This window comes from Burkholderia sp. PU8-34 (assembly GCF_053427725.1).
In genome coordinates this window covers 739,069-762,903 of the sequence record NZ_JBSAXC010000001.1, presented here as the reverse complement: position 1 = coordinate 762,903, position 23,835 = coordinate 739,069, and the positions used below count along the sequence as shown (strand labels likewise).

Annotated in this window: 28 protein-coding genes; 22 read left to right on the top strand and 6 right to left on the bottom strand. The window is 64.4% G+C overall.

Annotated features, from left to right (window positions below):
• Positions 1 to 99: 99 nt before the first annotated feature.
• Positions 100 to 732: a LysE family translocator gene (locus tag ACV22Z_RS03505; RefSeq protein ID WP_448074907.1), complete on the top strand. Its 633-nt coding sequence runs from the start codon at positions 100 to 102 to the stop codon at positions 730 to 732.
• Between the two features lie 382 nt (positions 733 to 1,114).
• The gene (locus ACV22Z_RS03500; protein ID WP_448074906.1) at positions 1,115 to 1,366 is read left to right on the top strand and encodes a hypothetical protein; all 252 of its coding nucleotides are present in this window, start codon (positions 1,115 to 1,117) and stop codon (positions 1,364 to 1,366) included.
• Between the two features lie 228 nt (positions 1,367 to 1,594).
• Here ACV22Z_RS03500 and ACV22Z_RS03495 read toward each other — a convergent pair whose 3' ends face one another.
• Complete coding sequence (locus ACV22Z_RS03495; protein ID WP_448074905.1) at positions 1,595 to 1,903, bottom strand: hypothetical protein; 309 nt, start codon at positions 1,901 to 1,903, stop codon at positions 1,595 to 1,597.
• Positions 1,904 to 2,083: 180 nt separating this feature from the next.
• Positions 2,084 to 3,385 carry a PAS domain-containing protein gene (locus ACV22Z_RS03490; RefSeq protein ID WP_448074904.1) on the bottom strand — a complete coding sequence of 434 codons (1,302 nt, stop codon included), beginning with the start codon at positions 3,383 to 3,385 and terminating at the stop codon, positions 2,084 to 2,086.
• Positions 3,386 to 3,578: 193 nt separating this feature from the next.
• Here ACV22Z_RS03490 and bufB point away from each other — a divergent pair, with 193 nt between their 5' ends.
• Positions 3,579 to 4,439 carry an MNIO family bufferin maturase gene (bufB, locus tag ACV22Z_RS03485; RefSeq protein ID WP_448074903.1) on the top strand — a complete coding sequence of 287 codons (861 nt, stop codon included), beginning with the start codon at positions 3,579 to 3,581 and terminating at the stop codon, positions 4,437 to 4,439.
• Positions 4,423 to 5,247 carry an HvfC/BufC N-terminal domain-containing protein gene (locus ACV22Z_RS03480; protein ID WP_448074902.1) on the top strand — a complete coding sequence of 275 codons (825 nt, stop codon included), beginning with the start codon at positions 4,423 to 4,425 and terminating at the stop codon, positions 5,245 to 5,247. Before bufB ends, ACV22Z_RS03480 begins: the two co-directional genes overlap by 17 nt.
• Positions 5,248 to 5,317: 70 nt before the next feature.
• Here the strand turns inward: ACV22Z_RS03480 and ACV22Z_RS03475 are convergent, their stop codons facing one another.
• Together ACV22Z_RS03475 and ACV22Z_RS03470 are read right to left on the bottom strand one after the other, a co-directional pair.
• Positions 5,318 to 6,370, bottom strand: a complete 1,053-nt coding sequence (locus tag ACV22Z_RS03475) for a sensor histidine kinase (protein WP_448074901.1) — start codon at positions 6,368 to 6,370, stop codon at positions 5,318 to 5,320.
• A 7-nt stretch (positions 6,371 to 6,377) separates the two neighbouring features.
• Positions 6,378 to 7,085, bottom strand: coding sequence for a winged helix-turn-helix domain-containing protein (locus ACV22Z_RS03470; protein ID WP_448074900.1), 708 nt, complete (start codon positions 7,083 to 7,085; stop codon positions 6,378 to 6,380).
• A 260-nt stretch (positions 7,086 to 7,345) separates the two neighbouring features.
• Here ACV22Z_RS03470 and ACV22Z_RS03465 point away from each other — a divergent pair, with 260 nt between their 5' ends.
• From ACV22Z_RS03465 to ACV22Z_RS03385, 17 genes are all read left to right on the top strand, one after another.
• Entirely contained in the window at positions 7,346 to 7,672 is a 327-nt protein-coding gene (locus tag ACV22Z_RS03465) for a BufA1 family periplasmic bufferin-type metallophore (protein WP_448074899.1), read from the top strand.
• 92 nt (positions 7,673 to 7,764) lie between these two features.
• On the top strand, positions 7,765 to 8,274 hold the full coding sequence (locus ACV22Z_RS03460) for a DoxX family protein (protein ID WP_448074898.1): 510 nt from the start codon (positions 7,765 to 7,767) through the stop codon (positions 8,272 to 8,274).
• A gap of 51 nt (positions 8,275 to 8,325) precedes the next feature.
• Positions 8,326 to 9,108, top strand: coding sequence for a 3-hydroxybutyrate dehydrogenase (locus tag ACV22Z_RS03455; RefSeq protein ID WP_448074897.1), 783 nt, complete (start codon positions 8,326 to 8,328; stop codon positions 9,106 to 9,108).
• A gap of 10 nt (positions 9,109 to 9,118) precedes the next feature.
• Positions 9,119 to 10,171 (top strand): patatin-like phospholipase family protein, encoded by a 1,053-nt coding sequence (locus tag ACV22Z_RS03450; protein ID WP_448074896.1) that lies wholly within the window; start codon positions 9,119 to 9,121, stop codon positions 10,169 to 10,171.
• Positions 10,172 to 10,211: 40 nt separating this feature from the next.
• Positions 10,212 to 10,538 carry a hypothetical protein gene (locus ACV22Z_RS03445; protein ID WP_448074895.1) on the top strand — a complete coding sequence of 109 codons (327 nt, stop codon included), beginning with the start codon at positions 10,212 to 10,214 and terminating at the stop codon, positions 10,536 to 10,538.
• Positions 10,535 to 10,822, top strand: coding sequence for a BufA1 family periplasmic bufferin-type metallophore (locus ACV22Z_RS03440; protein WP_448074894.1), 288 nt, complete (start codon positions 10,535 to 10,537; stop codon positions 10,820 to 10,822). Before ACV22Z_RS03445 ends, ACV22Z_RS03440 begins: the two co-directional genes overlap by 4 nt.
• A gap of 11 nt (positions 10,823 to 10,833) precedes the next feature.
• A complete protein-coding gene (locus ACV22Z_RS03435) occupies positions 10,834 to 12,195 on the top strand; it encodes an adenylate/guanylate cyclase domain-containing protein (RefSeq protein ID WP_448074893.1) in 1,362 nt (453 codons plus the stop codon).
• A gap of 105 nt (positions 12,196 to 12,300) precedes the next feature.
• Positions 12,301 to 13,716, top strand: coding sequence for an NAD(P)/FAD-dependent oxidoreductase (locus ACV22Z_RS03430; RefSeq protein ID WP_448074892.1), 1,416 nt, complete (start codon positions 12,301 to 12,303; stop codon positions 13,714 to 13,716).
• Positions 13,717 to 13,765: 49 nt separating this feature from the next.
• Positions 13,766 to 14,533 carry an acetoacetate decarboxylase gene (locus ACV22Z_RS03425; protein ID WP_448074891.1) on the top strand — a complete coding sequence of 256 codons (768 nt, stop codon included), beginning with the start codon at positions 13,766 to 13,768 and terminating at the stop codon, positions 14,531 to 14,533.
• A 274-nt stretch (positions 14,534 to 14,807) separates the two neighbouring features.
• Positions 14,808 to 14,975 carry a hypothetical protein gene (locus ACV22Z_RS03420; protein ID WP_448074890.1) on the top strand — a complete coding sequence of 56 codons (168 nt, stop codon included), beginning with the start codon at positions 14,808 to 14,810 and terminating at the stop codon, positions 14,973 to 14,975.
• A 605-nt stretch (positions 14,976 to 15,580) separates the two neighbouring features.
• Positions 15,581 to 16,702, top strand: a complete 1,122-nt coding sequence (locus ACV22Z_RS03415; protein WP_448074889.1) for a branched-chain amino acid ABC transporter substrate-binding protein — start codon at positions 15,581 to 15,583, stop codon at positions 16,700 to 16,702.
• A 204-nt stretch (positions 16,703 to 16,906) separates the two neighbouring features.
• Positions 16,907 to 17,833, top strand: coding sequence for a high-affinity branched-chain amino acid ABC transporter permease LivH (livH, locus tag ACV22Z_RS03410; RefSeq protein WP_009687599.1), 927 nt, complete (start codon positions 16,907 to 16,909; stop codon positions 17,831 to 17,833).
• Positions 17,834 to 17,844: 11 nt separating this feature from the next.
• Positions 17,845 to 19,116 (top strand): high-affinity branched-chain amino acid ABC transporter permease LivM, encoded by a 1,272-nt coding sequence (locus tag ACV22Z_RS03405; protein WP_448074888.1) that lies wholly within the window; start codon positions 17,845 to 17,847, stop codon positions 19,114 to 19,116.
• Positions 19,113 to 19,886 carry a high-affinity branched-chain amino acid ABC transporter ATP-binding protein LivG gene (livG, locus tag ACV22Z_RS03400; protein ID WP_448074887.1) on the top strand — a complete coding sequence of 258 codons (774 nt, stop codon included), beginning with the start codon at positions 19,113 to 19,115 and terminating at the stop codon, positions 19,884 to 19,886. The genes ACV22Z_RS03405 and livG overlap by 4 nt, the downstream gene beginning before the upstream one ends.
• Positions 19,886 to 20,587 carry an ABC transporter ATP-binding protein gene (locus ACV22Z_RS03395; RefSeq protein ID WP_096501694.1) on the top strand — a complete coding sequence of 234 codons (702 nt, stop codon included), beginning with the start codon at positions 19,886 to 19,888 and terminating at the stop codon, positions 20,585 to 20,587. The genes livG and ACV22Z_RS03395 overlap by 1 nt, the downstream gene beginning before the upstream one ends.
• Positions 20,588 to 20,850: 263 nt before the next feature.
• Entirely contained in the window at positions 20,851 to 21,450 is a 600-nt protein-coding gene (locus ACV22Z_RS03390; protein WP_448074886.1) for a nucleotidyltransferase domain-containing protein, read from the top strand.
• Positions 21,422 to 21,868: a DNA-binding protein gene (locus ACV22Z_RS03385; protein ID WP_448074885.1), complete on the top strand. Its 447-nt coding sequence runs from the start codon at positions 21,422 to 21,424 to the stop codon at positions 21,866 to 21,868. The genes ACV22Z_RS03390 and ACV22Z_RS03385 overlap by 29 nt, the downstream gene beginning before the upstream one ends.
• A 150-nt stretch (positions 21,869 to 22,018) precedes the next feature.
• On the opposite strand, the gene ACV22Z_RS03380 is transcribed toward ACV22Z_RS03385, so the two are convergent.
• Positions 22,019 to 22,492 carry a MarR family winged helix-turn-helix transcriptional regulator gene (locus tag ACV22Z_RS03380; RefSeq protein WP_448074884.1) on the bottom strand — a complete coding sequence of 158 codons (474 nt, stop codon included), beginning with the start codon at positions 22,490 to 22,492 and terminating at the stop codon, positions 22,019 to 22,021.
• A gap of 96 nt (positions 22,493 to 22,588) precedes the next feature.
• On the opposite strand from ACV22Z_RS03380, the gene ACV22Z_RS03375 reads away from it, so the two are divergent.
• Entirely contained in the window at positions 22,589 to 22,957 is a 369-nt protein-coding gene (locus ACV22Z_RS03375) for an antibiotic biosynthesis monooxygenase family protein (protein WP_448074883.1), read from the top strand.
• A gap of 161 nt (positions 22,958 to 23,118) precedes the next feature.
• On the opposite strand, the gene ACV22Z_RS03370 is transcribed toward ACV22Z_RS03375, so the two are convergent.
• Positions 23,119 to 23,754 (bottom strand): LysE family translocator, encoded by a 636-nt coding sequence (locus ACV22Z_RS03370; RefSeq protein WP_448074882.1) that lies wholly within the window; start codon positions 23,752 to 23,754, stop codon positions 23,119 to 23,121.
• Positions 23,755 to 23,835 lie beyond the last annotated feature (81 nt).

Here is a 23,835-nt window from a genome sequence, read left to right as displayed (position 1 = left end):
CATATGTAGCTTGCAGTTTATTCACACTGAAGGCGGTCGATATGCAATACATTGCACGGAACTCGTCAACCTGACTTCTCTGCCTCGAAGGAGACCGCCGTGCCGGCCTTGCCCACTCTGTTTGCTTTCGGACTCCTGTCGCTCGGCATGGTTCTGACGCCCGGCCCGAATATGATCTACCTGATTTCGCGTTCGATCTGCCAAGGCCGCCGTGCCGGTCTGCTGTCGCTCGGCGGCATTGCACTGGGGTTCGTGTTCTATATGTTTTGTGCGGCGCTAGGCATTACCGCGCTTGTGCTGACCGTGCCGTACGTGTACGACGCGTTGCGATTCTCTGGCGCGCTGTACCTGTCGTACCTCGCTTGGCAGGCGCTCAAGCCGGGCGGTCGCTCGGCATTTCAGATCCGGCAGTTGCCGCACGACAGCCGCCGCAAGCTCTTCACGATGGGCTTCGTCACGAACCTCGCGAATCCGAAGATCGCGGTGATGTATCTGTCACTACTGCCGCAGTTCATTTCACCGGGACATGGTAGCGTGCTCGCGCAATCACTGGCACTCGGCTGCGTGCAGATCGCGGTAAGCGTTAGTGTCAACGCTCTGATCGCGAGCATGGCCGGTTCCATTGCTGTATTTCTCGCCGGCCGGCCGGCTTGGGCATTGGTTCAGCGCTGGTTGATGGGCACTGTGTTGGCCGGATTGGCGATGCGTATCGCACTGGAATCGCGAAACTAGAAAATGGCGAGAGGCGAGATCGGCTGACGATTCGCGCGCCTTGTCGTCCACATAACAGTAAGTCGTAATCTCCGGCAATTCAGATGGGTCAGGTTTCTATTCCGCAGCCGACAGCCGCCAGACGTGGGCGGCAGCACCCAACCCGTTCGAGCCGTCCTGGCAACATGCGCCACCGTCCGCTTATGTCGACATGAACCAATCGACAGCGGCACCTCGAAGGTGGATCAACCGGGCACGCCGTCTCGGCGCGCTCGTCCCGATGAGACAAAGACGTGACCGATGCTTGACCGGCGCGTTAATTTCATCAGCCACACTACCGTCCAGCAGTACGGATTCCTTTAAGAATCCACAGCATGTTGTGGGGAAAACGACGGAGAAAATCATGAGCACCGATCGGCAGTCCTTGCGCTCCCTAATCGACAAATGGCTTGCGCCGACTGCGGCCATGCCGGCTCGCGTCACCCGGTTCAGCCGCATCACGTCGAATCACCAGCGCTGCGTTTATGTCGAAACGGCGCGTCAATCCGGCACGTTGGCGATCTATTTCTTCCGGCACGATGATGGCTGGTATGTGTTCCCGCAAAGCGCGCCCAGGCCGACCCTGGGTGGCCGTGTTCCCGCATTGGCCTGCTAGGGCCCGTATACGTCGCGGGACAGACGAACATCTTCCGGTAGTGTTCGGAAGCGTGACGACACCTGAACCGCCACGCTCAACCCGTTGCGTACCGTGTCGATCGACGTCGGCTGGCGGCACTTTGCAGTACCGCCAGTGACGATCGCAGCCGCCGACAGATTCCGGCTCGCACTGTTGCCGCATCGCCATCCACCTGACGAAATTGCCGCAGACACGGGCCAGCTGCTGTCAATGCCCTCGATAGAACTCGCGCCACCGCTTCTGCATTTCCGTCGAGGACTGCATGAAGTCGTTATCCATTTTTGCCCCGGACTGCTCGTGCGCCGTAGAGGAGGTCTGCATCATCTCGCTCCGGACCGGGATCGCGTCGTTGCTCTGCTGCGGCGTCAGCGTGTCCATCGCCGTCTTGACGGGACCATCCCACCTCGGCCCGTAGCTCCCGTTGTGTCCGATACCTTGACCCTGTGCGTGTGCTGCGCCCACCGTGCACACCAGAGGCACGAGAGCGCTGAGGATTGCCATGCGAACGGTTTTCATGTCTGCTCCATCGAGAAAGTACGCCGCCAGGCTGGCGGCCACATCGCTTCGAGGTGCAGCACTGGATCTGCTGCCATGGCTTTATCCCGCACATGGACAGACTTCGCACGCTGAGCGATCCGGTCTGAACCTCTGCGAGCAATTCTCGCGGCCAGACTTCACGCGCCCATCAACGGAAAGTCACATATTCGTCACGGGCGGGCCGGCGTGCGTCGCGTCGCCTGCGGCATCCGGACGTGGAAGGTCGGGGACATTGAAGCGAGTCAGACGGTCGAGCGCGGCCTTGCGCTCGATTTCGGCGGCCGCGCGCGCCGTGAAAATCTGGTACACGGCATCGGTCAGCAGATCCTCCTGCTTCATTTCCTTGTCGTTGAAGAACGCCATGTGCCCGATCACCTCGCCCCGGCTGCCGAAGATCGGTATGCCGTAGTAGCTCTCGTAGTCCTTGTCGCGAGGAAACATCTCGCCGACGCGCGATGCATGAAAGACAGGGCGCCCGTTGCTGAAAACCGCCTCGCACGGTGTACCGGCCAGGTCGAACTCGATGTTGTCGAGGAACTCGTTGCGCAGCCAGTAGGCCAGCGTCTGGACGCTTTTCGGCGGCCAGCCGGTACATTCTGCGATGAACGCGCACGGCACGTCGAGCGCCGCAGCGAAGTTGCGCACGAGCGCACGAAAGAACGCTTCGCCGCCCTTGCCCGACGTCCCTTCGACGATGTGCTGCAGTACGCTCTCGATATGCTTGACACGCGTAACATCTGTATCCAGCCCGATGATGCGTACCGCTTTGCCGTTCGCATGACGGATGATCGTGCCAAGCGAGCTCACCCATCGGTACCTTCCGTCCTTATGCAGTAGCCTGAACTGATGCTCGAAGCGGGCTACCTGCGCTTCGAGGCGACAGTTCAACGTGGTCTCGACGGCGGCGACGTCAAGCGGATGCACGTGCTCGCGCCACGCGGCACGCGAATTGGGGAACTCGTCGTCGCAGTAGCCGAGCATGCTTTTCCAGCGCGGCGACAGCACGAATTCATCCGTTTGCAGGTTCCATTCCCACGGGCCGTCGTCTGATATGCGCATCGCGAGCACGTAGCGCTCTTCGCTGTACTGCAGCGCGGCTTCGAGTTCCCTGCGCTGGTCGTCGCCCTTTGCCACTACCTTGCCCAGCGCGTCGATCGTGCCGCGCAGGCTGTCGAGCGTATGCCGCACCGCTTCCAGGTCTTCCTTGTCCGCGTCGGCGCGGTTATCTTCCGCGCCGGACCCATAGGTCTGCAGAATCGCGTCGAGCGGCCGACTCAGAAAAACATCGATCGCCCGGCTCGCCGCGACAAGCAGTATCGCAAGGCCCGCCGCTACGAGTGCCAGCAACCCGATGCGCGCATGTCCAGCGGGCACGCCCGGCACCCATCCCGCGGCCAGCCATGCAAGCAGCAGCATTGCGCAAACGGCGGCCGGCAGGATCAGCTTCGATTTGAGGCTCATACGAAATGCTCCAACACGGTGCGTCGGTGCATCGGCGAGTCGAACGGCTTTGCTCTTCCCCAAAGATAGGCGATCGTTCCGCGCCGCACCAGCCGCCCGTCAAACGAGAAGGATATTCAACACAATCGTGACGGGCGCGTGATCTTTGCTGGCCAGACTGAAGTTCATCCGTCACTCCGCCGACGAGCGTCCCATGCATACTCCGCCCACCTGCTTCGCAGCGCCTCAGTCCATCCCCGTCCAGGCAGGCGTGGGATTGCGCCCCGTGCACTACCAGCAGATCCTGACGGAACGGCCCGCCGTCGGATGGTTTGAAGTGCATAGCGAAAACTACTTCGGTGCCGGCGGCCAGCCGCTTTACTACCTCGAGCGGGTTCGTGACGGGTATCCGCTGAGCCTGCACGGCGTCGGTCTGTGCCTCGGTTCAACGGGCGAACTCGATCGGATCCATCTGCAGCACCTTGACGAACTCGTGCGCCGCATAGAGCCGGGGCTGGTGTCCGAGCACCTTAGCTGGGGACGCGCTGGCCGCAGGTTCCTGAACGATCTGCTGCCGCTGCCCTATACGGAAGAGGCATTCGCCGTCGTATGCGATCACATCGACGAAGTGCAGGAGCGGCTGCGCAGACCAATCCTGATCGAGAATATCTCGAGCTACGTCCGCTTCCGTCATTCGACGATGCCGGAAAGCGAATTCATCGCCAGGCTCGTACGGCGCACCGGTTGCGGAATATTGCTGGATATCAACAACCTGTACGTGAACGAAGCGAACCATGGCATCGAACCGCGGGCCTACCTCGATGCATTGCCGGCTGACGCGGTGTGGGAAATTCATCTGGCGGGCCACGACCGTGCCGGCGGCCTGCTGATCGACACCCACGGCACACGCGTCGCGGAGCCCGTATGGGCGCTTTTTAGGCAGGCGGTGGAGCGCTTCGGCCCAATCGCCACGTTGATCGAGTGGGACGCCGACATCCCGGCCTTCGAGGTGCTGCTGGAAGAAGCCGGCAAAGCCACGACGATCATGAGGAACCACGATGCCTTCGCTGCATGATGTCCAGGAAGCGTTTGCGGCCGCGATCGTCGAGCAGGACGCGGCGCGCGTCGAAGCGCTGGTTGCCGGCGCCGATGCCGGCGCGCGGCTTGCCGTCTACGTCAATAACGTCCATCAGAACCTGCTCGAAGCGCTGCGAGCCGTCTATCCGGTCGTAGAACGACTGGTCGGCGCGCGCTTCTTCGCTCATGCCGCGAGCCGGTACATTCACGACCACCCGTCGGCGAGCGGAGACATACAACGTTTCGGCAGCACGCTGCCGGCTTTTCTTGCACACTTCGCACCGGCCGCATCGCTCCCTTATCTGGCCGACACCGCGGCACTCGAATGGCTCCTGCATGAGGTCTTCCATGCCGCCGACCATGCACCGCTCGCGTTGTCCCGGCTTACCAGCCTGCTCGGGATGGATTGCTCGGCCCTGCGATTCAGGCTTCATCCTGCATGCCGTCTGTTCGCGTCGGACTCCCCCGTTCTGAAAATCTGGCAGATCAACCAGCCCGGTGCCGATCCGAACGAGACCGTCGATGCGGGCGCGGGCGGCGACCTTCTGCTGATCCGGCGCGTGGGCTTCGCGGTCGATCTCGAGCCGCTCGGGCAGGGCGAGTTTGCGATGCTGCATGCCCTGCGCGAAGGCAAGCCCGTCGACGACGCCTATGAGCTCGCGCTGCTGGCCGATCGCGATTTCAAGCTTGGCGAGTTCATCCAGCGCCGCATTAGCGACGCGACCCTCGTCGACTTCATCGCCTGCCCGCGTACAAACGATGCCGGGGGCTTGCGCAGCGGAATGCGCGGAGGCGCTTCACGATGAAGCCGACCGTCGTGGGATGTCGCGGCGCGGGAGCGTATTCGAGCTCTGAACAAGATCGCCGCACTGCCGTTCACGCCGCCGACAGCTCGATGGTGAATGTCGTCCCCCGGCCCAGCGTGCTCTCCACACGGATCTGCCCGCCGTGCAACTCGACGATGCGTCGCGCGATCGCGAGGCCGAGGCCGGCGTTGCCCGTGTCGCCGGACTCGCCGCGATCAACGCGATAGTAGCGGTCGAAGACGCTGCCCAGATCGTCCTCCCGGATGCCTTGCCCGGTGTCGCTCACCGCGACTTCGATCCGCAAGCCGGCCGGACGCACGCCGACGCTGATCCTGCCGCCTGCGGGCGTATAGCGCATCGCGTTCTCGATCAGGTTTTCAAGCACGCGCTCAATCATGCCGATGTCGGCGCGAACCGGCGGGCAATCGGTATCGACGTCTGCGCACAGCGCCAGGCCGCGCTTTTGCGCGCTCAGCGCGAATTTCTGCACGACGTCCTGCGCAAGTTCGCCGATCGGGAATGCCTCGACCTGTGGCTTGACCTCGTTGGCTTCCAGCTTCGTCAGCTCGAACAGATCGCGCACGAGACGGCCGAGCCGCTCGCAGTGCTTGACCGCGATCTGAAGATAGCGATAGCGTTCTTCGGGCGACAGTCCGTCCGCCCTGATCAGCATCGTCTCGAGATAGCCCTGCATCGCCGTCAGCGGGGTCCTGAGATCGTGCGACACGTTGGCAAGCAGCTCGCGGCGCTGCCGGTCCACTTGCTCGAGCTGCGCGAGCTGTGTCGCAATCCGTTCGGACATCTCCTGGAATGCCGCGACGAGCTGCCCAATCTCGTCATCGGACGCGCCGGCGGGGTCGATCCGCACGGGACTTGTAAAGCCGCTCGCGCGAAACGCTTCGACGGCGGCGGCGAGCCGGCGCAGCCGCAGCGTCAAGAAGCGGAACACGACGAGCGCGGCGATCAGGCTGAACAGCACGGTGCCGACGACGAGGTCGGTCGCGAGCTCGAACAGACGCTGCGTCTCGAGCATCCGCTGCGAGGCGAGGATCATGATTGCGCCGATCGCGACGAATACCGCCATCAGCACGGCGGCAAGACGGCCGTAGAGGGTCGTGAGCATGCGCGGGTCAGTCGCTGGATGCATTGCGGAACTTGTAGCCGACACCCCATACGGTCTGAATGTATTCAGGCGAGTTCGGGTCGATTTCGATCTTCGCGCGCAGACGGTTGATGTGCGAGTTGACCGTATGCTCATAGCCACTGTGGCTGTAGCCCCAAACCTGATCGAGCAACTGGCCCCGTGTATAGACGCGCCCCGGATTGAGCGCGAAATGCAACAGCAGCTGGAATTCCTTCGCGGTCAGCATGATCGACGCACCGCGCACAGTCACTTCCCGCTTCTCCACGTCGATTTTCAGATCTTTCGATTCGATCAGCGTGCGCTCGCCCGAAGCCGGGTTCGCCAGCATATCGACGATCCGGAAGATCGCCTTTACGCGCGCGACGAGCTCGAGGACGCTGAATGGCTTGGCGAGATAGTCGTCCGCGCCCATCTCGAGCCCCAGCACGCGATCGAGTTCAGTCGAGCGCGCGGTCAGCATCAGGATCGGCGTGTAGCGGCGCTCCGCGCGCAGGCGCCTGCAGATTTCGAGGCCGTCGATGCCGGGCAGCATCAGGTCGAGGATCACCAGGTTGTAGGGCTTCGCGAGGGCCTCGGCAAGACCGGCCCGGCCGTCGTTGACGACGATCGTCTCGCAGGCCAGGCCGGCCAGCTGCATGCGGACCAGTTGCGCGATGTCGTTATCGTCTTCGATGACCAGCACGTTTCTTGACATGGCTCCCACCCTCGCAACCGACATGCGCCGAATCCGCTGCGTCTCGTCGACACAACGAATGTATCGCGTTCAACCATTCTAGGTCGCGGCGCGCGCGTGTCCAGCACGCCCCCCGCGTGCGCAAGGCCCCAGCGCATCGAACGCGTGCCGTGACGAAAATTTGATCTCCGGGCGACAAAGCCGTGAGCTGATTTTCGCAAACTTCATTCCGGGCGACAGGCAATAGCGCCGGTCCTCACCACCATTCTGGAGGAAGCATCATGAACAGCGAACGAATCATTCAAGGCGCGATCGCGGGCCTCTTGGCCCTGGGCGTCGCGGCGGCAAGCACCAGCGCGCTCGCCGCAGGCGACTTCGAAAAATGCGCGGGGATCGCCAAAGCGGGCAAGAACGACTGCGGCACGAGCAAGAGCTCATGCGCGGCCAGCGTGAAGATCGATCATGACGCCGAGGCCTGGGTCCTGTTGCCGAAAGGCACCTGCGACAAGATCGCCGGCGGACATCTGCAGTTGTCCGAATTCGCGAAACCCGGCGGCAAGTCCGGCATCCTCAGCCCGGCAGCCAAGGCGGCGATGGCGGCTGGCTGACGCCAACGGTACGAGTCCGGGCGCCGCACCGCGATGCGGCGCCGAACGCAACTGCATGTCCAAACGACGGAACGACCCAAGGAGGTTCGCTCATGAAGCCCTCATCCCGACTTTCGCCGGTGCGCGCCGATGCGCCGGCCAACCTGCTGCAGAAGGCGATCGAGCTGCACCGTGCCGCGCGCAAGGCACTCGACTTCGTCACGCCCGCGCTCGATCTCGGCGTGCGCGTCCTGATCGGCCTCGTGTTCTTCCAGTCCGGACTCACGAAGATCGCGAGCTGGTCCACGACGCTCGTGCTCTTCCAGAGCGAGTACACGGTGCCGTTGCTGCCGCCCGCCGTCGCCGCGTATCTGGGCGCGGCCGCGGAGCTCGGCTTTCCGATCTTCCTCGTCCTCGGCCTCGGCACCCGCTACGCCGCATTCGGGTTGTTCGTCTTCAACATCGTCGCGGTGATCTCGTATCCGGGGCTCGGCGAAGTCGGACTGATGGACCACAAGTATTGGGGCCTTTTCCTGCTCGTCACGCTGCTGCACGGCCCGGGCAGGCTGTCACTCGATTACCTGATCGGCCGCTGGCTCGGGCGCGGCACGTCGCACGGCTAGCCGCACGGGGCGGCGCGCGCCCTTACCTGCTCACGCAAACAGGAGACTTTCATGCTCAAAGGAAAAGCAGCCATCGTCACCGGATCGACGAGCGGCATCGGCCTCGGGATCGCGACGGCATTCGCCGCACACGGCGCGAACGTGATGTTGAACGGTTTCGGCGATGCCGGCCAGATCGAAACGACACGCGTTCGGCTCGAGCGCGAGCACGGTGTGCGCGTGCGCTACAGCGCCGCCGACATGGGCGTGCCGGACCAGATCCGCCACATGGCGCAGCTCGCACGTGATGCATTCGGCAACGTCGACATCGTCGTGAACAACGCCGGCATCCAGCACGTAGCGCCCATCGACGAGCAGCCGGACGAGCGCTGGGACGCGATCATCGCGATCAACCTGTCGTCGGCGTTCCATCTGATCAAGGCGGTGCTGCCGGGCATGAAGGCGCGCGGCTGGGGGCGCGTGATCAACGTCGCGTCGGCGCACGGGCTCGTCGCTTCGCCGTTCAAGGCGCCGTACGTCGCGGCCAAGCACGGCCTGCTTGGCCTGTCGAAGACTGTCGCGATCGAGGCCGCCGAGCACGGCGTCACGAGCAACACGATCTGCCCGGGCTACGTGAAGACACCGCTCGTCGACAAGCAGATCGCCGATCAGGCGAAGGCACACGGCATTTCTCCGGAGAACGTGATACGCGACGTGATGCTCGTGCACCAGGCGCGCAAGGCGTTCGTCACGGTCGACGAAATCGCCGCGCTCGCGCTGTTCCTGAGTTCCGACGCCGCCGCGTCGATCACGGCGACCGCACTCGCGGTGGACGGTGGCTGGACGCAACATTGAGAGGCCGACGATGAACGCAACGAACACCGGCGCACCGGCGCAAGACGGCACGAAGCCGGTCGTGCTGGCATTGCAGGGCGGTGGCGCACACGGCGCCTTCGCATGGGGCGTGATCGACCGTCTGCTCGAAGACGGCCGGATCGCGATCGAGGGCGTGAGCGCCACCAGTGCCGGTGCGATGAACGCCGCCGTGCTCGGCTACGGGCTGCAGCGCGGCGGACCGGACGGCGCACGCGCGGCGCTGCACGACTTCTGGCGCGACATTGCGCGCACGGCGCAGTATACGAGCCCGTTTCGCAAGCTGCCGTGGGAAACGTACCTGCACAACGGCCATACGCTCGAAAACTCGCCGCTGTACTTGATGACCGATCTGATGCTGCGGGTGTTCTCGCCGTATCAGCTCAACCCGATGAACCTCAATCCGCTGCGCGACGTGCTCGAGCGGCACGTCGACTTCGACGCACTGCGTGCCGGCTGCCCGATTCACATGTACCTGTGCGCAACCAATGTCGAGAGCGGCAAGGTGCGCGTGTTCAGCGGCAACGAAATGAGCGCGAACGCGGTGCTCGCATCGGCCTGCCTGCCGTTCCTGTTCCAGGCCGTCGAAATCGACGGCGAGCACTACTGGGACGGCGGCTACATGGGCAACCCCGCGATCTTTCCGCTCATCTACAACTGCGGCACGCGCGACGTCGTGATCGTGCACATCAATCCGATCGTTCGGCGCGGCGTGCCGCGGACCGCGGCGGAGATCATGAACCGCATCAACGAGATCAGCTTCAATTCGTCGCTGATGCGCGAGCTGCGCGCGATCGCCTTCGTCACATCGCTGATTCGCGACAGCAAGATCGACGCTGCGGACATGAAGGAGATGCTGATTCACTCGATCCGCTCCGACGAGACAATGGCTGCGCTGGGCGTTTCGAGCAAGCTCAACGCCGACTGGACGTTTCTGTGCTTTCTGCGCGATGCGGGCCGCGCACAGGCCGACGCATGGCTGCGCGACAACTATCAGACGATCGGCGTGCGATCGAGCATCGATATCCGCAAGGAGTTCCTGTAGCACCCGTGAGGCGCGCGCCGCCACGCGAATCGAGCGAGCCATGATGAACACGATGCCCTCCGCCTTTTCCGCGCCCGTCGCCGCGCTGTGCGCGCTGGCGATGGGCTTCGCGATCCAGCGCGGTGCACCGGTGAAGCTTGCCGGGCTGGCCCGGTGCCTTGGCGGCGGCGCGCTGATGGGGTGGGCGAGCCTGATGATTCCCGGCGGCAATGACACGCTCGTGCTCGTCGCCATGCCGCTGCTGCGGCCTTATGCATGGGTCGCGTTCGCCGCGACGTGCATCGCGACAGGCACCGTGTCTGTCGCAGGCAGGCGGCTGCGCGCATGGCGGGAACGGGCGCGCTGCACTTCAAAGGAGGCGGCATGAACCATCGCATCACCAACGCTTTCGTGCTCGTCGGCGCGCTCGGCGCGATCGCGCTCGCGGTCCAGCGCAACACCCACCTGATGCCGCACGCAGCAGCGACATTCGAGTTCGATCGTGAACGCTGCTTCGGCATCGCGCGCGCCGGCAGGAACGATTGCGGAACGGCCAGGCACGCATGTGCCGGCCGCGCGCCACACGACGCCTCTGGCGATGAATGGCTGTCGCTGCCGGCGGGCACCTGCGCAAAGATCGCCGGCGGCACCGTCAAATCCGTATCCGGATAGCGAGCCCTCCGATGTCCACGCTCATGCAAACGCTCGCCTCGATGCTGAACCGTCAGCCGCGCGAGACGGACTGGCCGTCGCGCGTGCAACGCGAACTCGTGCGCGAGCAGTATCGCAGCGAGCTGCTTGTCACGGCAGTCCAGCTGCTCATCGCGGTGGTGCTCGCGGCGCTCTATGCGATCACGCCGCCGGGCTTCGCACCCGATGCGCCGATCCGCGCCGTGCCGCTCGGCCTCACGCTCTTCGTCGTCACGGCGCTCGTGCGGCTCTATCTCGCCGTTACCGGCCAGCTCGCGCGGTGGATGGTCGGCGCGACCGTCGTGATCGAGATGGCCGTGCTGATGTTCGTCATCTGGGCGTATCACCTGCAATACGAGCAGCCGGCGCCGTTCTATCTGAAATGCACCGAGTATGCGTACGTGTTCATCCTGATCGCGTTGCGTGCGCTTCGCTTCGAGCCGGTGTGGGTCGCGCTGTCGGGGCTGACCGCCGCGACCGGATGGCTGCTGCTGCTCGGCTATGCGTTGACCCACGGCACCGGCAATCCGGTGACATGGGACTACGTGACGTCACTCCGCTCGACGCAGATTCACTACGGGGGCGAGTTCGACAAAGTGCTGGCGATCGTCGTGACGACCGCCGTACTGGTCGTGGCGCTGGCCCGCGCACGCAGCTTCGTGGTCAGGGCCGTGTCGGGTCAGCAGGCGGTCGCCGACCTGTCGATGTTCTTCGACGACTCGGTCGCGCATCGGATCACTCGCTCGGAGATGGCCGCAATGCCGGGACAGGCGGACCTGCGCGACGCGACCATCGTGTTCTTCGACATGCGCGGCTTTACGGGCGCGTCGCGCGCGCTGTCCGCGACCGCGCTGATCGAGCTGCTTCGCGAGTACCAGCGTCTCGTCGTGCCGATCGTCCGCTCGCACCACGGAAGCATCGACAAGTTCCTCGGCGACGGCATTCTCGCGAGCTTCGGCGCGGTCGCGCCCGATCAGCATCATGCCGCGCATGCGCTGCGCGCGGTCGATGCGGTGATGTGCGCAGTGGACGGCTGGCGTGCGGCGCGCACGGCATCGAACCGGGCGGCCCCGGACGTCGGCGCCGGCATCGCGAGCGGGCAGGTGCTGTTCGGCATCGTCGGCGACGGCCGGCGCCTCGAATACACGGTGATCGGCGACGCCGTCAATCTGGCCGCGAAGCTTGAAAAGCACAACAAGGTCGAAGGCACGCGCGCACTCGCATCGCAGGTCACGTACGAGCAAGCGTCGGCGCAAGGCTACGCAGGCACGAAATCAATCCGCGCGGCACGGTGTGTCGCTGGCGTGGCCGAGCCGCTCGATCTCGTCGTTGCAAGCGAGGCAAGCGGGCCGTGACGAAAAATTGATCATTGGGCGACGCGCGCGTGAGCGGCGCTTCGCACACTGGATGACAGATCCGCGCAGGCCATTCCGGCCGGCCGCGATGCACAAGGAGTCGACATGGATACCGAACGGAACATTGTGATCGTCGGTGGAGGCTTTGCGGGCACGACGCTCGCGCAGGCGCTCGAAAAGGGGATGCCCGCTCCGTACCGCGTGGTGCTGGTCAGCGACGAGAGCTTCACGACTTTCAATCCGATGCTTGCCGAGGTGGTGGGCGCGTCGGTGTTTCCCGAGCAGGTCATCGTGCCGATCCGTCAGATGCTGCGGCATGCGCGCTTCATCATGGCGACCGTTCAGGACATCGACTACGCGCATCGCGTGGTGCATGGCGCGACGCTCGCCGGTCCCCGTGCGATTGCGTTCGAGCATCTGATATTCGCGTTCGGCACCCGCGCGAACCTCGATCTCGTGCCGGGCATGGCGAAACATGCCATACCGCTGAAGCTCGTCGGTGATGCGATGTTCATCCGCAATCAGGTGCTGCGCCGGCTCGCGTGCATCGAGCTGGAATCCGATCCGGCGGTGCGGCGGCGCCTCGGCCACTTCGTCGTGATCGGTGGCGGGTTCTCGGGCGTCGAGGTGGCCGGGGAGCTGGCCGACTACCTTCATAGCGTGCGGCACTACTACAAGCTCGTGCGCGACGACGAGCTCGCCGTCACGATCTTGCAGGACGCGAACCGCCTGTTGCTGGAAATGCCGGAGGCGCTCGGTCTGATCGCCGCGCAACGGATGACGGGCCGCGGCATCGATGTCCGCCTCGGGGCGCGCGCGGCACGGGTCGACGCCGACGGCGTCGCGCTAGAGAGCGGCGAGTTCATCGCCGCGTCGACGGTAATCTGCACGATCGGCACGAAACCCAATCCGCTCGTCGAACGCCTCGCCGCGCGGCTCTCCATGCGGACCCAGCGCGGGCGCATCGAAACCGGCGCCGACATGAGCGTGCCCGGCATGCCAGGCGTCTGGGCGATCGGCGACTGCGCGCTGGTGCGCAACGCCGCAACCGGCCAGCCGTCGCCGCCGACGGCGCAGCATGCGGTCGCGCAGGCGCGCCAGCTCGCGGACAACCTGCTGCGCCAGCTTCGCGGGCATCACACGCGCCCGTTCTCGTACGTCGCACGGGGAATGATGGCGACCATCGGCCACATGAAGGGCGTCGCGCTGATCTACGGCGTACGTCTGACCGGCCTGCCCGCATGGCTGCTGTGGCGGGCCTTCTATCTCGCGCGGATCCCGACGCTTGGCCGCAAGCTGCGGATTTTCGTCGAATGGAGCTGGGGCATGTTCTTTTCGACCGACATCACGCATTTGCGCTTCACGCGCTCGAACGAAGCCGATGACGCGAACCGCGACGCCCCTGCGGCGGCGACACGTAGCGCGGCGCAGTCCAACGGCGAACTTACCGGCCCGCCGGACGTGGCTCGGGCCGACGCGCGGACGCAGGATGCCGTGCGCGGCGCCGGTATTCACAGCTGACACGCCGTCCTTTCCCCGTCTATGTGCACACGCACGCCCGGAGCCTGCCATGAAACTCGAAGACATCCTGAGCCTGCCGTCGATGCCGGCCGCATCGCCGTCCTACCCACGCGGACCCTATCGGTTCATCGATCGCGAGTACCTGATCATCACGTACGAGACCGACGCCGAAGCCCTGCGCGACGCCTTGCCGGAACCGCTCGAACCCGACGGCAGCAACACCGTGCTCTATGAGTTCATCCGGATGCCGGATTCGGCGGGGTTCGGCGACTATACGGAATCCGGGGTCGTGATTCCGGCGATGCTGCTCGGCGAGCACGTCAACTTCACCGCGCAGATGTATCTTGACGACGAACCGCCTATCGCGGGCGGCCGCGAAATCTGGGGATTCCCGAAGAAGCACGCAAAGCCGAAGCTCGCGGTCGTGCAGGACACGCTGACAGGAACGCTCGAATACGCCGGCATCCAGGTCGCGGTTGGCACGATGGGCTACAAGCATCAACACCTGCTGTACGACGTAGAAGGCAGGCGCGCATGCTCGGCGGATTCAATCATGTCGAAGATGGGCACGACGCAGGTCAATCTGAAGATCGTGCCCGGCGTCGATGGATCGCCTGCCATTGCGCAACTGGTCGGCTACAACCTGACGGACATCCAGGTCAAGGGCGCATGGTCGGGGCCGGCACGACTGAGTCTGCAGCCGCACGTCAACGCGCCCGTGGCCGACCTGCCGGTCAGGCGCGTCGTCGGTGCTGTCCATTTCATTGCCGATCTGACATTGCCCTACGGACACGTCTTGCACGACTACAAGCGATAACATGCATTGCATGCGAGCCCACGGGCCGAACGGCTCCACACCCACCGGGCCCGTGCTCTCCTGAATGACCCGCGCCCCATCGTAACGTCGCGGGGCGCCGCTGATTTCTTCATGGTCTTATGGCCGGAACGGGCCAATGAGACGCCATTCCCCCGCACGGCGAGAATGTCTGTTCCTGGGACTCGGCGTAGATAAGGAGAGGGCGCAGGCGAGCGCGGCGGCGGGGGTGAAACGAAGGGTGTGGTTCATCGACGATTCAGGCAGGCGATATCCAATGAAGAAAAGCAGATCACTGGCTGGCGGCTGCGCGCCGGGAGGCGCCGCAAGCGGTGCGGCGCATGACGGCGCTGACGCGAATCGCGATGAAAGCTGGCTGGATTGCAGGACTGAATTCGTATTATTTCATAAACATAACTACGACCTTTCTTTGATGACGATCTAGTCGGTAAATCGAATGGTTGGCCAGTTCCGCATGATGCACGGTTGTGGTGCCTAGTCATGACCACGTTCGCACGCCGCTCATGGTCGATGCGTCCCTTTAAATCAGACGACTGCAGCGGAGAGCAGCCGCGATGCGTGAAAGCATTGTCCAGCAAGGCACGGCGCCGAAACCCGAACCACCATCGCAACCCGATTGCACTCTCCGCAAACGTTCCCTTTTAAATCAGGTTGCACTGCAATCGCCACCACCCCTCTCAACAGTCCTACGTGTTTTCCCTTGGTTGGCCGGCATTTTTGACAGACGAAAGAAAAACCCTCATATAATTTCGACTGCCTTGCCAACGGCTGTCGGACCATCCATCCGACGTGCGGTTCGGCAAGCGGGGCAGGCGAAAAGCTTGCGCAATGCAAGACGCATCACGATGTCTTTCCGAACCAAACATCCCCTTCGGGGATGGTAAGAGCCGGGCCCCGCACAAGTCTCATTCCGCACAAGGTCCGTCTCCGCGTCTCGGGCGTGTCCCATGTCCTCGCCCCGGGTGCTGTTCGATTGCGCAAGTCATGCCGCCTTTGCCCGTATGACTAAACAACATCGAGGAGCTCCAGATGACGCTGTCCCGTCTTACGTCCATTTCCGTCGCCGCCGTGCTGTTCGCCGCCGGCGCCGCCACCGCGCAAGCGGAAACCGTGAAGATCGCCATCGCTGGCCCGATGAGCGGCTCGGTCGCGCAGTATGGCGACATGGTGAAGGCCGGCGCGCTGACCGCGATCGAGCAGATCAACGCGGCAGGCGGTGCGGGCGGCAACAAGTTCGAAGCGGTGATGATGGACGACGCTTGCGAGCCGAAGCAGGCCGTCGCGGTCGCGAACAAGATCGTCAGCCAGAAGATCAAGTACGTGATCGGCCACGTGTGCTCGGGTTCGACGATTCCGGCGTCCGACATCTACGAGAACGAAGGCATCGTGATGGTCACGCCGTCGGCCACCGCGCCGCAGCTGACCGAGAACAAGAAGCGCAAGTTCATCTTCCGCACGATCGGCCGTGACGACCAGCAAGGCCCGGCAGCCGCGAAGTACATCATCAACAACGTGAAGCCGAAGAAGGTCGCGGTGCTGCACGACAAGCAGTCGTACGGCCAGGGCATCGCGTCGTCGGTGAAGAAGGACCTCGAAGCGGCGAAGATCCCGGTCGTGGTGTTCGAAGGCATCAACGCCGGCGATTCGGACTACTCCGCAATCATCACGAAGCTGAAGTCGCAAGGCGTCGACTTCGTCTACTTCGGCGGCTATCACCCGGAAATGGGCCTGCTGATGCGCCAGGCGCGCGAGCAGGGCGTGAAGGCGACCTTCATGGGGCCTGAGGGCGTCGGCAACAAGGACGTGACGGCGATCGCCGGCCCGTCGTCGGAAGGCATGCTCGTCACGCTGCCGGCCGACTTCACGGCCGACCCGGCCAACGCGTCTCTCGTGAAGGCATTCGCCGACAAGAAGCGCGATGCGAACGGCCCGTTCCAGATGCCTGCATACGCAGCGGTGAAGATCATCGCCGATGCGATCGCCGGCGCGAAGACGACCGATCCGACCAAGGTCGCCGCGTACATGCACCAGCACCCGTTCGACACGCCGATCGGCAAGGTCGCGTACGACCCGCAGGGCGACCTGAAGGCGTTCAAGTTCGTCGTCTATACGTGGCACAAGGACGCGACCAAGACCGTCGCCGCCAACTGATCGGAGTACACCCGCCCGCACACCCGCCCCGCTCGCGACCCGAGCGGGGCGGGTGCGTATTGGCTGCGCATTGCCCCATTGCGCGGCCGCCGGGCGGTTCGTGACGACACCGTGCCGACATCGTGCCGACATCGTGCGTTGGGCGCGGCCGCGCCGTGATCCGGCTGCGGCACTTGGCGCGGCGCTACCGGGAGCTTCCCGCACATGACTGATTTCTTTCCGCAATTCGCCCAGCAGCTGGTCAACGGCCTGACGCTGGGCGCGATCTATGCGTTGATCGCCATCGGCTATTCGATGGTCTACGGCATCATCGGCATGATCAACTTCGCCCACGGCGAGATCTACATGATCGGCGCATACGTGGGCCTCGTGACCCTCACCGCAATCGGCGTGTCCGCCGGCTATCCGCTGCCGCTCGTGCTCGGCGCGGCGCTGATCGTGTCGGTGATCGTCACCGGGCTGTACGGCTTCGCCGTCGAGCGCGTCGCGTACCGGCCGCTGCGCGGCGGGCCGCGCCTCGTGCCGCTGATCTCCGCGATCGGCATGTCGATCTTCCTGCAGAACTACGTGCAGATCGGCCAGGGCGCGCGCGACGTGTCCGTGCCGGTGCTGATCTCCGGCGCGTTCGACATCCATCTCGGCGGCGACTTCGACGTGACGGTTCCGTATGCGCGTCTGCTGATCGTCTGCGTGACGATCGTGCTGATGATCGCGCTCACGCTGTTCATCTCGCATTCGCGGATGGGCCGTGCGTGCCGCGCGTGCGCCGAGGACATGAAGATGGCGAACCTGCTCGGCATCGACACGAACCGCGTGATCTCGTTCACGTTCGTGCTCGGCGCGATGCTGGCCGCCGTCGGCGGCGTGCTGATCGGCCTGACGATCGGCAAGCTGAATCCTTACATCGGCTTCGTCGCGGGCATCAAGGCGTTCACCGCCGCGGTGCTCGGCGGGATCGGCAGCATTCCGGGCGCGATGCTCGGCGGCGTGCTGCTCGGGCTGGCCGAAACGTTCGCAGCGGGCTACATGCCGGCCGAGTACAAGGACGTCGTCGCGTTCGGCCTGCTCGTGCTGATCCTGCTCTTCCGCCCGACCGGCCTGCTCGGCAAGTCGGACATCGAGAAAGTTTGAGGGAGGCGCAGATGAGTCAAGTCATTTCCGTCCGCCGGCCGGCTGCCGGCGTCTCGTTCGGCGATACGCTGAAGAACGCCGTGGCCGCCGCGATCCTGACGGCGATCCTCACGGTGCCCGTGCTCGGCCTGCAACTGAAGCTCGACGGCTACCAGGTCGTGCTCGAGGCGCACTGGCGTCCGGTGTGGATCGCGGTCGCGGCCGTGTTCCTGTTCCAGCTGTTCAAGCCGTCGCTCACGCGCGCGAAAGCCGCGGTGAAGCTGCCGGCGATGCCCGCGATGGGCGCGCAGCAGCAGCGCGTGATCATCTGGGTGCTGCTCGCGGTCGGGCTCGTGTGGCCGTTCTTCGGCTCGCGCGGCGCGGTCGACATCGCGACGCTCGCGCTGATCTACGTGATCCTCGGCCTCGGGCTGAACATCGTGGTCGGGTTCGCTGGCCTGCTCGATCTCGGCTATGTCGGCTTCTATGCGGTCGGCGGCTACACGTACGCGATGCTGAACCAGTACTTCGGGCTCACGTTCTGGGAATGCCTGCCGCTCGCCGCGATCGCATCGGCGACGTTCGGTTTCCTGCTCGGCTTCCCGGTGCTGCGGCTGCGCGGCGACTATCTCGCGATCGTCACGCTCGGCTTCGGCGAGATCATTCGTCTGCTCGCGAACAACCTGACGAGCCTCACGGGCGGCCCGGATGGCATTTCGAGTATTCCGAAGCCGACCGTGTTCGGCTTCGAGATGGCGCGCTCGGCGAGCGTTGAAGGCGCGAAGACGTTCCATGAGCTGATCGGCCTCGAATACAGCGGCGACCACGTGGTTATCTTCCTGTACCTGCTCGCGCTCGTGCTCGTCTGCTTCACGCTGTTCGTGACGAGCCGGCTGATCCGCATGCCGATGGGCCGCGCTTGGGAAGCGCTGCGCGACGACGAGATCGCATGCCGTTCGCTGGGCCTCAACCCGACCCGCATCAAGCTGTCGGCGTTCACGCTCGGCGCGTCGTTCGCGGGCATCGGTGGCGCGTTCTTCGCGGCGCGCCAGGGCCTCGTGAATCCGGAATCGTTCACCTTCATCGAGTCGGCGCTGATCCTCGCGATCGTCGTGCTCGGCGGCATGGGCTCGCAGCTCGGCGTGATCCTCGCGGCGATCCTGCTGACCGTGCTGCCGGAAGTCGCGCGCGGTTTCGCCGAGTACCGGATGCTGATCTTCGGCCTGGTGATGGTGTTGATGATGATGTGGCGTCCGCAGGGCCTGCTGCCCGCGAGCCGCCCCCACGTGGAGCTGCCGCAATGAGCGCGAATGCTGAACTGTTGAAGGTCGCCGGTTTGCAGATGCGCTTCGGCGGGCTGCTCGCCGTCGACGGCATCGATTTCGACGTGCGCCGCGACGAGGTGTTCGCGATCATCGGGCCGAACGGCGCGGGCAAGACTACCGTGTTCAACTGCGTCGGCGGCTTCTACAAGCCGACCGGGGGCAACGTCGTGCTCGACGGCCACCCGATCGCGGGGCTCGCGAGCCACCAGATCGCGGTGAAGGGCCTCGTGCGGACGTTCCAGAACATCCGGCTGTTCAAGTCGCTGACGGTCGTCGAGAACCTGCTCGTCGCGCAGCACCGCAAGGTGAAGTCGGGGCTGCTGCATGGCCTGTTCGCGACGCCGGCGTACCGGCGCGCGGAGAAGGAAGCGCTCGAACGCGCGGCGGTGTGGCTCGAACGGATGAACCTGACGTCGGTCGCCAACCGGCCGGCGGGCACGCTGTCGTACGGCCACCAGCGCCGGCTCGAGATCGCACGTTGCATGATCACCGAGCCGCGCCTGTTGATGCTCGACGAGCCGGCGGCGGGCCTCAACCCGCAGGAGAAGATCGAGCTGCAACACCTGATCGACAAGCTGCGCCGCGAGTTCGGCGTGTCGGTGCTGCTGATCGAGCACGACATGAGCCTCGTGATGGGCGTGTCGGACCGCATCCTCGTGATGGAGCACGGCCGGCCGATCGTGATCGGCACGCCGGAAGCAGTCCGCAACGACCCGCGCGTGATCAAGGCGTATCTGGGGGAAGAGTGATGCTGAAGCTGGAACAGGTCCATACGCACTATGGCGCGGTCGAGGCGCTCGCGGGCGTGTCGATCGAGGTGAACAAGGGCGAGATCGTTACGCTGATCGGCAGCAACGGCGCCGGCAAGACGACGCTGATGATGACCGTGTGCGGCACGCCGCGCGCGTCGTCGGGCCGCGTGCTGTTCGAGGGCAACGACATCACCGGGATGTCGACGCACCAGATCATGCGGCAGGGGATGGCGATCTCGCCGGAAGGGCGGCGCGTGTTCCCGAGCCTGACGGTGCTCGAGAACCTGAAGATGGGCGGGTTCTTCGCGAGCCGCCACGAGATCGACGACGGCATCGAGCACGTGTTCAAGCTCTTTCCGCGCCTGAAGGAACGCGCGACGCAGCGTGCCGGGACGATGTCGGGCGGCGAGCAGCAGATGCTCGCGATCGGCCGCGCGCTGATGAGCAAGCCGCGTCTGCTGCTGCTCGACGAGCCGACGCTTGGCCTCGCGCCGCTCGTGATCGCGCAGATCTTCGACATCATCCGGGCGATCCGCGATGAGGGCGTGACGGTGTTCCTCGTCGAGCAGAACGCGAACAAGGCGCTGGGAGTGGCCGATCGCGGGTACGTGCTGGAGACGGGACGCGTGGTGCTCGCGGATACGGGCGCGAACCTGCTTGCCAACGACCGGATCAAGCAGGCTTATCTGGGCGGGTGATGGCAGACGCCGCCGGTCCGGACAGGATCGGCGGTGTCGCTATGACGTGTTTGCCGGAATCCGCTCAACGGCGTGCCGACACAGCAGGCGGTACGCCGGCCTGCCGCACATTCGTAGTCGATACGGCTACGATCGTAGTCGAAATGGCTACACTTTGACGACCCGAATCCCGATGTTCCCTCCGGGCTGATGTCCCAACCTGCGCGAAAGCGCTGCTTCGGGACTATGCCTTGTAGCCAATTCGGCTACAATCCTAGCCAATCATGCTACGATCCATTGCCTCGACCCTATTTAGTGACTACCGGCGCCGCGTGCTGGGCCTGCTTCTGTTGCGGCCGGATCAGGCGTTGCACGTCCGCGAAATCGCCCGTTTGACGGGCACGACGCCGGGCACGCTGCACAAGGAGCTGAGCAAGCTGGCCGAAGCCGGCATCCTGAGCCGCGATCGGCAGGGCAATCAGGTGGTCTATCGCGCGAATCGAAGCTGTCCGATCTACGAGGAACTGGCGGCGATCATGCGCAAGACCTCGGGCCTTGCCGACGTGCTGGCCGAAGCGCTGCTGCCGTGCGCCGAGCAAATCAGCGCGGCGTTCGTCTTCGGCTCGGTGGCACGCGGCCAGGAAACGGCGGACAGTGACGTCGACGTGATGGTGATCGGCACGGTCGGTTTTGCGACGGTGGTCCGGCTGCTTTACAACGCGCAGGCCACACTGGGACGGGACATCAACCCCAAGGTGCTGTCGCCCGACGAATGGCGCGACGGTATCGAAGGGCAGGACGCATTCTTGCGGGATGTGCTTGGAAAACCCAAGATCTTCTTGATCGGTAGCGACGATGACCTTGCAGAACTTGCTCGGCGTTAGCCTCGACGCCGTACAACCGGACCGGGAACAAGTCGCGCGGCTGCTGGCCGCTGCAGAGCGAAATCTGGCGGATGCGCAACTCGACGGATTGAGCAACGAAAACCGCTTCGACGCAGCCTACAAGGCAATCATGCAACTGGCGATGCTGGCGTTGCACGCGAACGGTTTTCGCACGTTGACGAGCCGGCCGGGACATCACCAGACCGCGATCCAGACGCTTCCGCAGACGATCGGCCTGCCGGTCGATCGCATGATCGTGCTGGATGCGCTGCGCAAGCAACGCAATCTGTCCGACTATTCCGGCGATGTCGTTCAGATGTCCGCGGTGCGCGAATGTTTTGCCAGCGCGACTGCGCTGATGATCGACGTGAGGGCCTGGCTGACGGCGAACACGCCTCAGTTGCTCGACGCGCGTTAGCCCGCTGCGGCGCGCTCGAGCCGCAGCCGCATCCGGCATGTCGGCGGCGGTGTGCCGCAACGCACGGTCATCAATCCTGACGTGCGATCAGTCCACGGCAAGCGACAACGGCGCGGGCCCTGATGACCGGTGCCACCGGCTGGCGCTACGCTAAGCCGAATCGCCGCCGTCGATCTCGTCCAGGTTCCTGCGCAACCCCGCAACGACGCGTCGCATCGCTTCAAGATCGTCCACCGACAACCCGTTCGAGAGCTGATTGGCCCACGCGGTCTGCAAGTCCATCGCCGCATCGAACGCCTGCTTTCCGTTATCCGTCAGCACGACGAGCTGCGCGCGCCGATGGTGCGGATTCACGTCGAACCTGACCAAACCTTCCGTTTCCAGATCGTTGACGATCCGCTGGACGTTCTGGCGATTCGCGCCGAGATCGCGCGCAATCCACGCAACCGGTTGCGGCTGCCCGGCAGCGACGATTGCGCCGAGAATCTGCCAGCGCGCGCTCGTCAGCCCGAGCCCGGCGACCAGCCGATCGCCGGACGCCAGCATGCGGCTGTTGAGCCGGAAAAAATCGAGAATGAAATCGGTCAGGATCTGACCGGCCGGGGTTCGCTTTACTTTGCCCATCTGTCACCATCAATCTAAATTGACACCATGATGTCAATTAACTATATATGCGTCATGTCGAATTGACATCATGCAACCAAATTGATGGAGCCGATCATGCCACAGTTTCGCCCTCTCGACCCTGAATTCCCGATCGACCGCCAGCTCGCCGAGGACGCCGCCCCGGTCGTGCTCGTGAACCTCTTCATGCTGGAACCGGAAGACGAGTCGACGTTCCTGAAGGTCTGGCAGGACGATGCCGCGTTCATGAAGCGGCAGCCGGGCTTTGTCTCGACGCAACTGCATCGTGCGATCGGCGAGCGTCCGACGTATCTGAACTATGCGGTGTGGGAGTCCACCGCGCATTTCCGTGCGGCGTTCTCGCATCCGGATTTCCGCGCGAAGCTGTCAGACTATCCGGCGTCGGCGGTCGCGTCGCCGCACCTGTTCAAGAAAGTGGCGGTGGCGGGGATTTGTGTCGCGTGAGCTGCGTCGTGGGGCCGCGTGTGGCGATCGCTATCTGTCGTGCGTGACGGCACCGGCCTGCATTGGGCCATCCCGGAGATCGGTGGGGCGGTTGACGGACGAGCGCGCGATGGCGCTGCCGCGGCCGGTGCCGAAATCGCCGGTTATTGAGGCTATTGCGGTCATTGCCGCGCCGCGAGCAGCTTGATCCCCAACCCGACGAACAGCAGCCCGCTGCCGCGCTTGATTGCCTCGACCCAGCGGCTCATGCGGAAGCCGCGATGCAATCTGTGTACGCCGGCTGAATAGATGCTGTGAACGACCACCACCGTGCAAGCGATCGTTGCGTACATCACGACGAACTGCATCGCCAGCGGGCGGTCGTGCGCGATGAACTGCGGCATGAACGCGGACAGGAAGATCAGCGTCTTCGGGTTGCTCCCGGAGACGAGCAGTGATTCGCGGAACAGCTTCTTCCGGTCCGGCGCGACTGCGGCCGCGGCCGTGTCGCCGGCAGACGCATCTGGCCGCGCTCGCGGGCCGCGCAACTGCTTGACGCCCAGAATCATCAGATAAGCCGCGCCGGCCACCTTCATCGCGACGAACAGCGGCGGCATCGCGGCGAGCACCGCGCCGACGCCCAGCGCAACGAGCACGACGACGACCCCTTGCGCGGTGAGATTGCCGGCAATGGTCGCGGCCGTGCCTTGGCGGCCATATCGGACGGTGTTCCGGACGACGAGGAGCACGTTGGGCCCCGGAATCAGCGTGGTGGCGAGATAGGCTGCGGCAAAGAGAAACCAGGTCTGAACGGACATTCGTCGCTCCGCGAGGTCGATATGGGGCGTCTGGGATCAGGCATGATGCCATGCCGGCATCGAGGATGCGTCGGACACGTC

Excerpts from the sequence above, each read along its gene's own strand:
- ACV22Z_RS03455 (WP_448074897.1), top strand. The coding sequence starts at position 8,326 with ATGCTCAAAGGAAAAGCAGCCATCGTCACCGGATCGACGAGCGGCATC.
- ACV22Z_RS03425 (WP_448074891.1), top strand. The coding sequence starts at position 13,766 with ATGAAACTCGAAGACATCCTGAGCCTGCCGTCGATGCCGGCCGCATCG.
- ACV22Z_RS03405 (WP_448074888.1), top strand. The coding sequence starts at position 17,845 with ATGAGTCAAGTCATTTCCGTCCGCCGGCCGGCTGCCGGCGTCTCGTTC.
- ACV22Z_RS03465 (WP_448074899.1), top strand. The coding sequence starts at position 7,346 with ATGAACAGCGAACGAATCATTCAAGGCGCGATCGCGGGCCTCTTGGCC.
- bufB (WP_448074903.1), top strand. The coding sequence starts at position 3,579 with ATGCATACTCCGCCCACCTGCTTCGCAGCGCCTCAGTCCATCCCCGTC.
- ACV22Z_RS03470 (WP_448074900.1), bottom strand. The coding sequence starts at position 7,085 with ATGTCAAGAAACGTGCTGGTCATCGAAGACGATAACGACATCGCGCAA.
- ACV22Z_RS03440 (WP_448074894.1), top strand. The coding sequence starts at position 10,535 with ATGAACCATCGCATCACCAACGCTTTCGTGCTCGTCGGCGCGCTCGGC.
- ACV22Z_RS03390 (WP_448074886.1), top strand. The coding sequence starts at position 20,851 with ATGCTACGATCCATTGCCTCGACCCTATTTAGTGACTACCGGCGCCGC.
- ACV22Z_RS03435 (WP_448074893.1), top strand. The coding sequence starts at position 10,834 with ATGTCCACGCTCATGCAAACGCTCGCCTCGATGCTGAACCGTCAGCCG.
- ACV22Z_RS03375 (WP_448074883.1), top strand. The coding sequence starts at position 22,589 with ATGCCACAGTTTCGCCCTCTCGACCCTGAATTCCCGATCGACCGCCAG.
- ACV22Z_RS03495 (WP_448074905.1), bottom strand. The coding sequence starts at position 1,903 with ATGAAAACCGTTCGCATGGCAATCCTCAGCGCTCTCGTGCCTCTGGTG.
- ACV22Z_RS03500 (WP_448074906.1), top strand. The coding sequence starts at position 1,115 with ATGAGCACCGATCGGCAGTCCTTGCGCTCCCTAATCGACAAATGGCTT.
- ACV22Z_RS03385 (WP_448074885.1), top strand. The coding sequence starts at position 21,422 with ATGACCTTGCAGAACTTGCTCGGCGTTAGCCTCGACGCCGTACAACCG.
- ACV22Z_RS03420 (WP_448074890.1), top strand. The coding sequence starts at position 14,808 with ATGAAGAAAAGCAGATCACTGGCTGGCGGCTGCGCGCCGGGAGGCGCC.
- livG (WP_448074887.1), top strand. The coding sequence starts at position 19,113 with ATGAGCGCGAATGCTGAACTGTTGAAGGTCGCCGGTTTGCAGATGCGC.
- ACV22Z_RS03460 (WP_448074898.1), top strand. The coding sequence starts at position 7,765 with ATGAAGCCCTCATCCCGACTTTCGCCGGTGCGCGCCGATGCGCCGGCC.
- ACV22Z_RS03395 (WP_096501694.1), top strand. The coding sequence starts at position 19,886 with ATGCTGAAGCTGGAACAGGTCCATACGCACTATGGCGCGGTCGAGGCG.
- ACV22Z_RS03415 (WP_448074889.1), top strand. The coding sequence starts at position 15,581 with ATGACGCTGTCCCGTCTTACGTCCATTTCCGTCGCCGCCGTGCTGTTC.
- ACV22Z_RS03380 (WP_448074884.1), bottom strand. The coding sequence starts at position 22,492 with ATGGGCAAAGTAAAGCGAACCCCGGCCGGTCAGATCCTGACCGATTTC.
- ACV22Z_RS03480 (WP_448074902.1), top strand. The coding sequence starts at position 4,423 with ATGCCTTCGCTGCATGATGTCCAGGAAGCGTTTGCGGCCGCGATCGTC.
- ACV22Z_RS03475 (WP_448074901.1), bottom strand. The coding sequence starts at position 6,370 with ATGCTCACGACCCTCTACGGCCGTCTTGCCGCCGTGCTGATGGCGGTA.
- ACV22Z_RS03445 (WP_448074895.1), top strand. The coding sequence starts at position 10,212 with ATGATGAACACGATGCCCTCCGCCTTTTCCGCGCCCGTCGCCGCGCTG.
- livH (WP_009687599.1), top strand. The coding sequence starts at position 16,907 with ATGACTGATTTCTTTCCGCAATTCGCCCAGCAGCTGGTCAACGGCCTG.
- ACV22Z_RS03370 (WP_448074882.1), bottom strand. The coding sequence starts at position 23,754 with ATGTCCGTTCAGACCTGGTTTCTCTTTGCCGCAGCCTATCTCGCCACC.
- ACV22Z_RS03430 (WP_448074892.1), top strand. The coding sequence starts at position 12,301 with ATGGATACCGAACGGAACATTGTGATCGTCGGTGGAGGCTTTGCGGGC.
- ACV22Z_RS03490 (WP_448074904.1), bottom strand. The coding sequence starts at position 3,385 with ATGAGCCTCAAATCGAAGCTGATCCTGCCGGCCGCCGTTTGCGCAATG.
- ACV22Z_RS03450 (WP_448074896.1), top strand. The coding sequence starts at position 9,119 with ATGAACGCAACGAACACCGGCGCACCGGCGCAAGACGGCACGAAGCCG.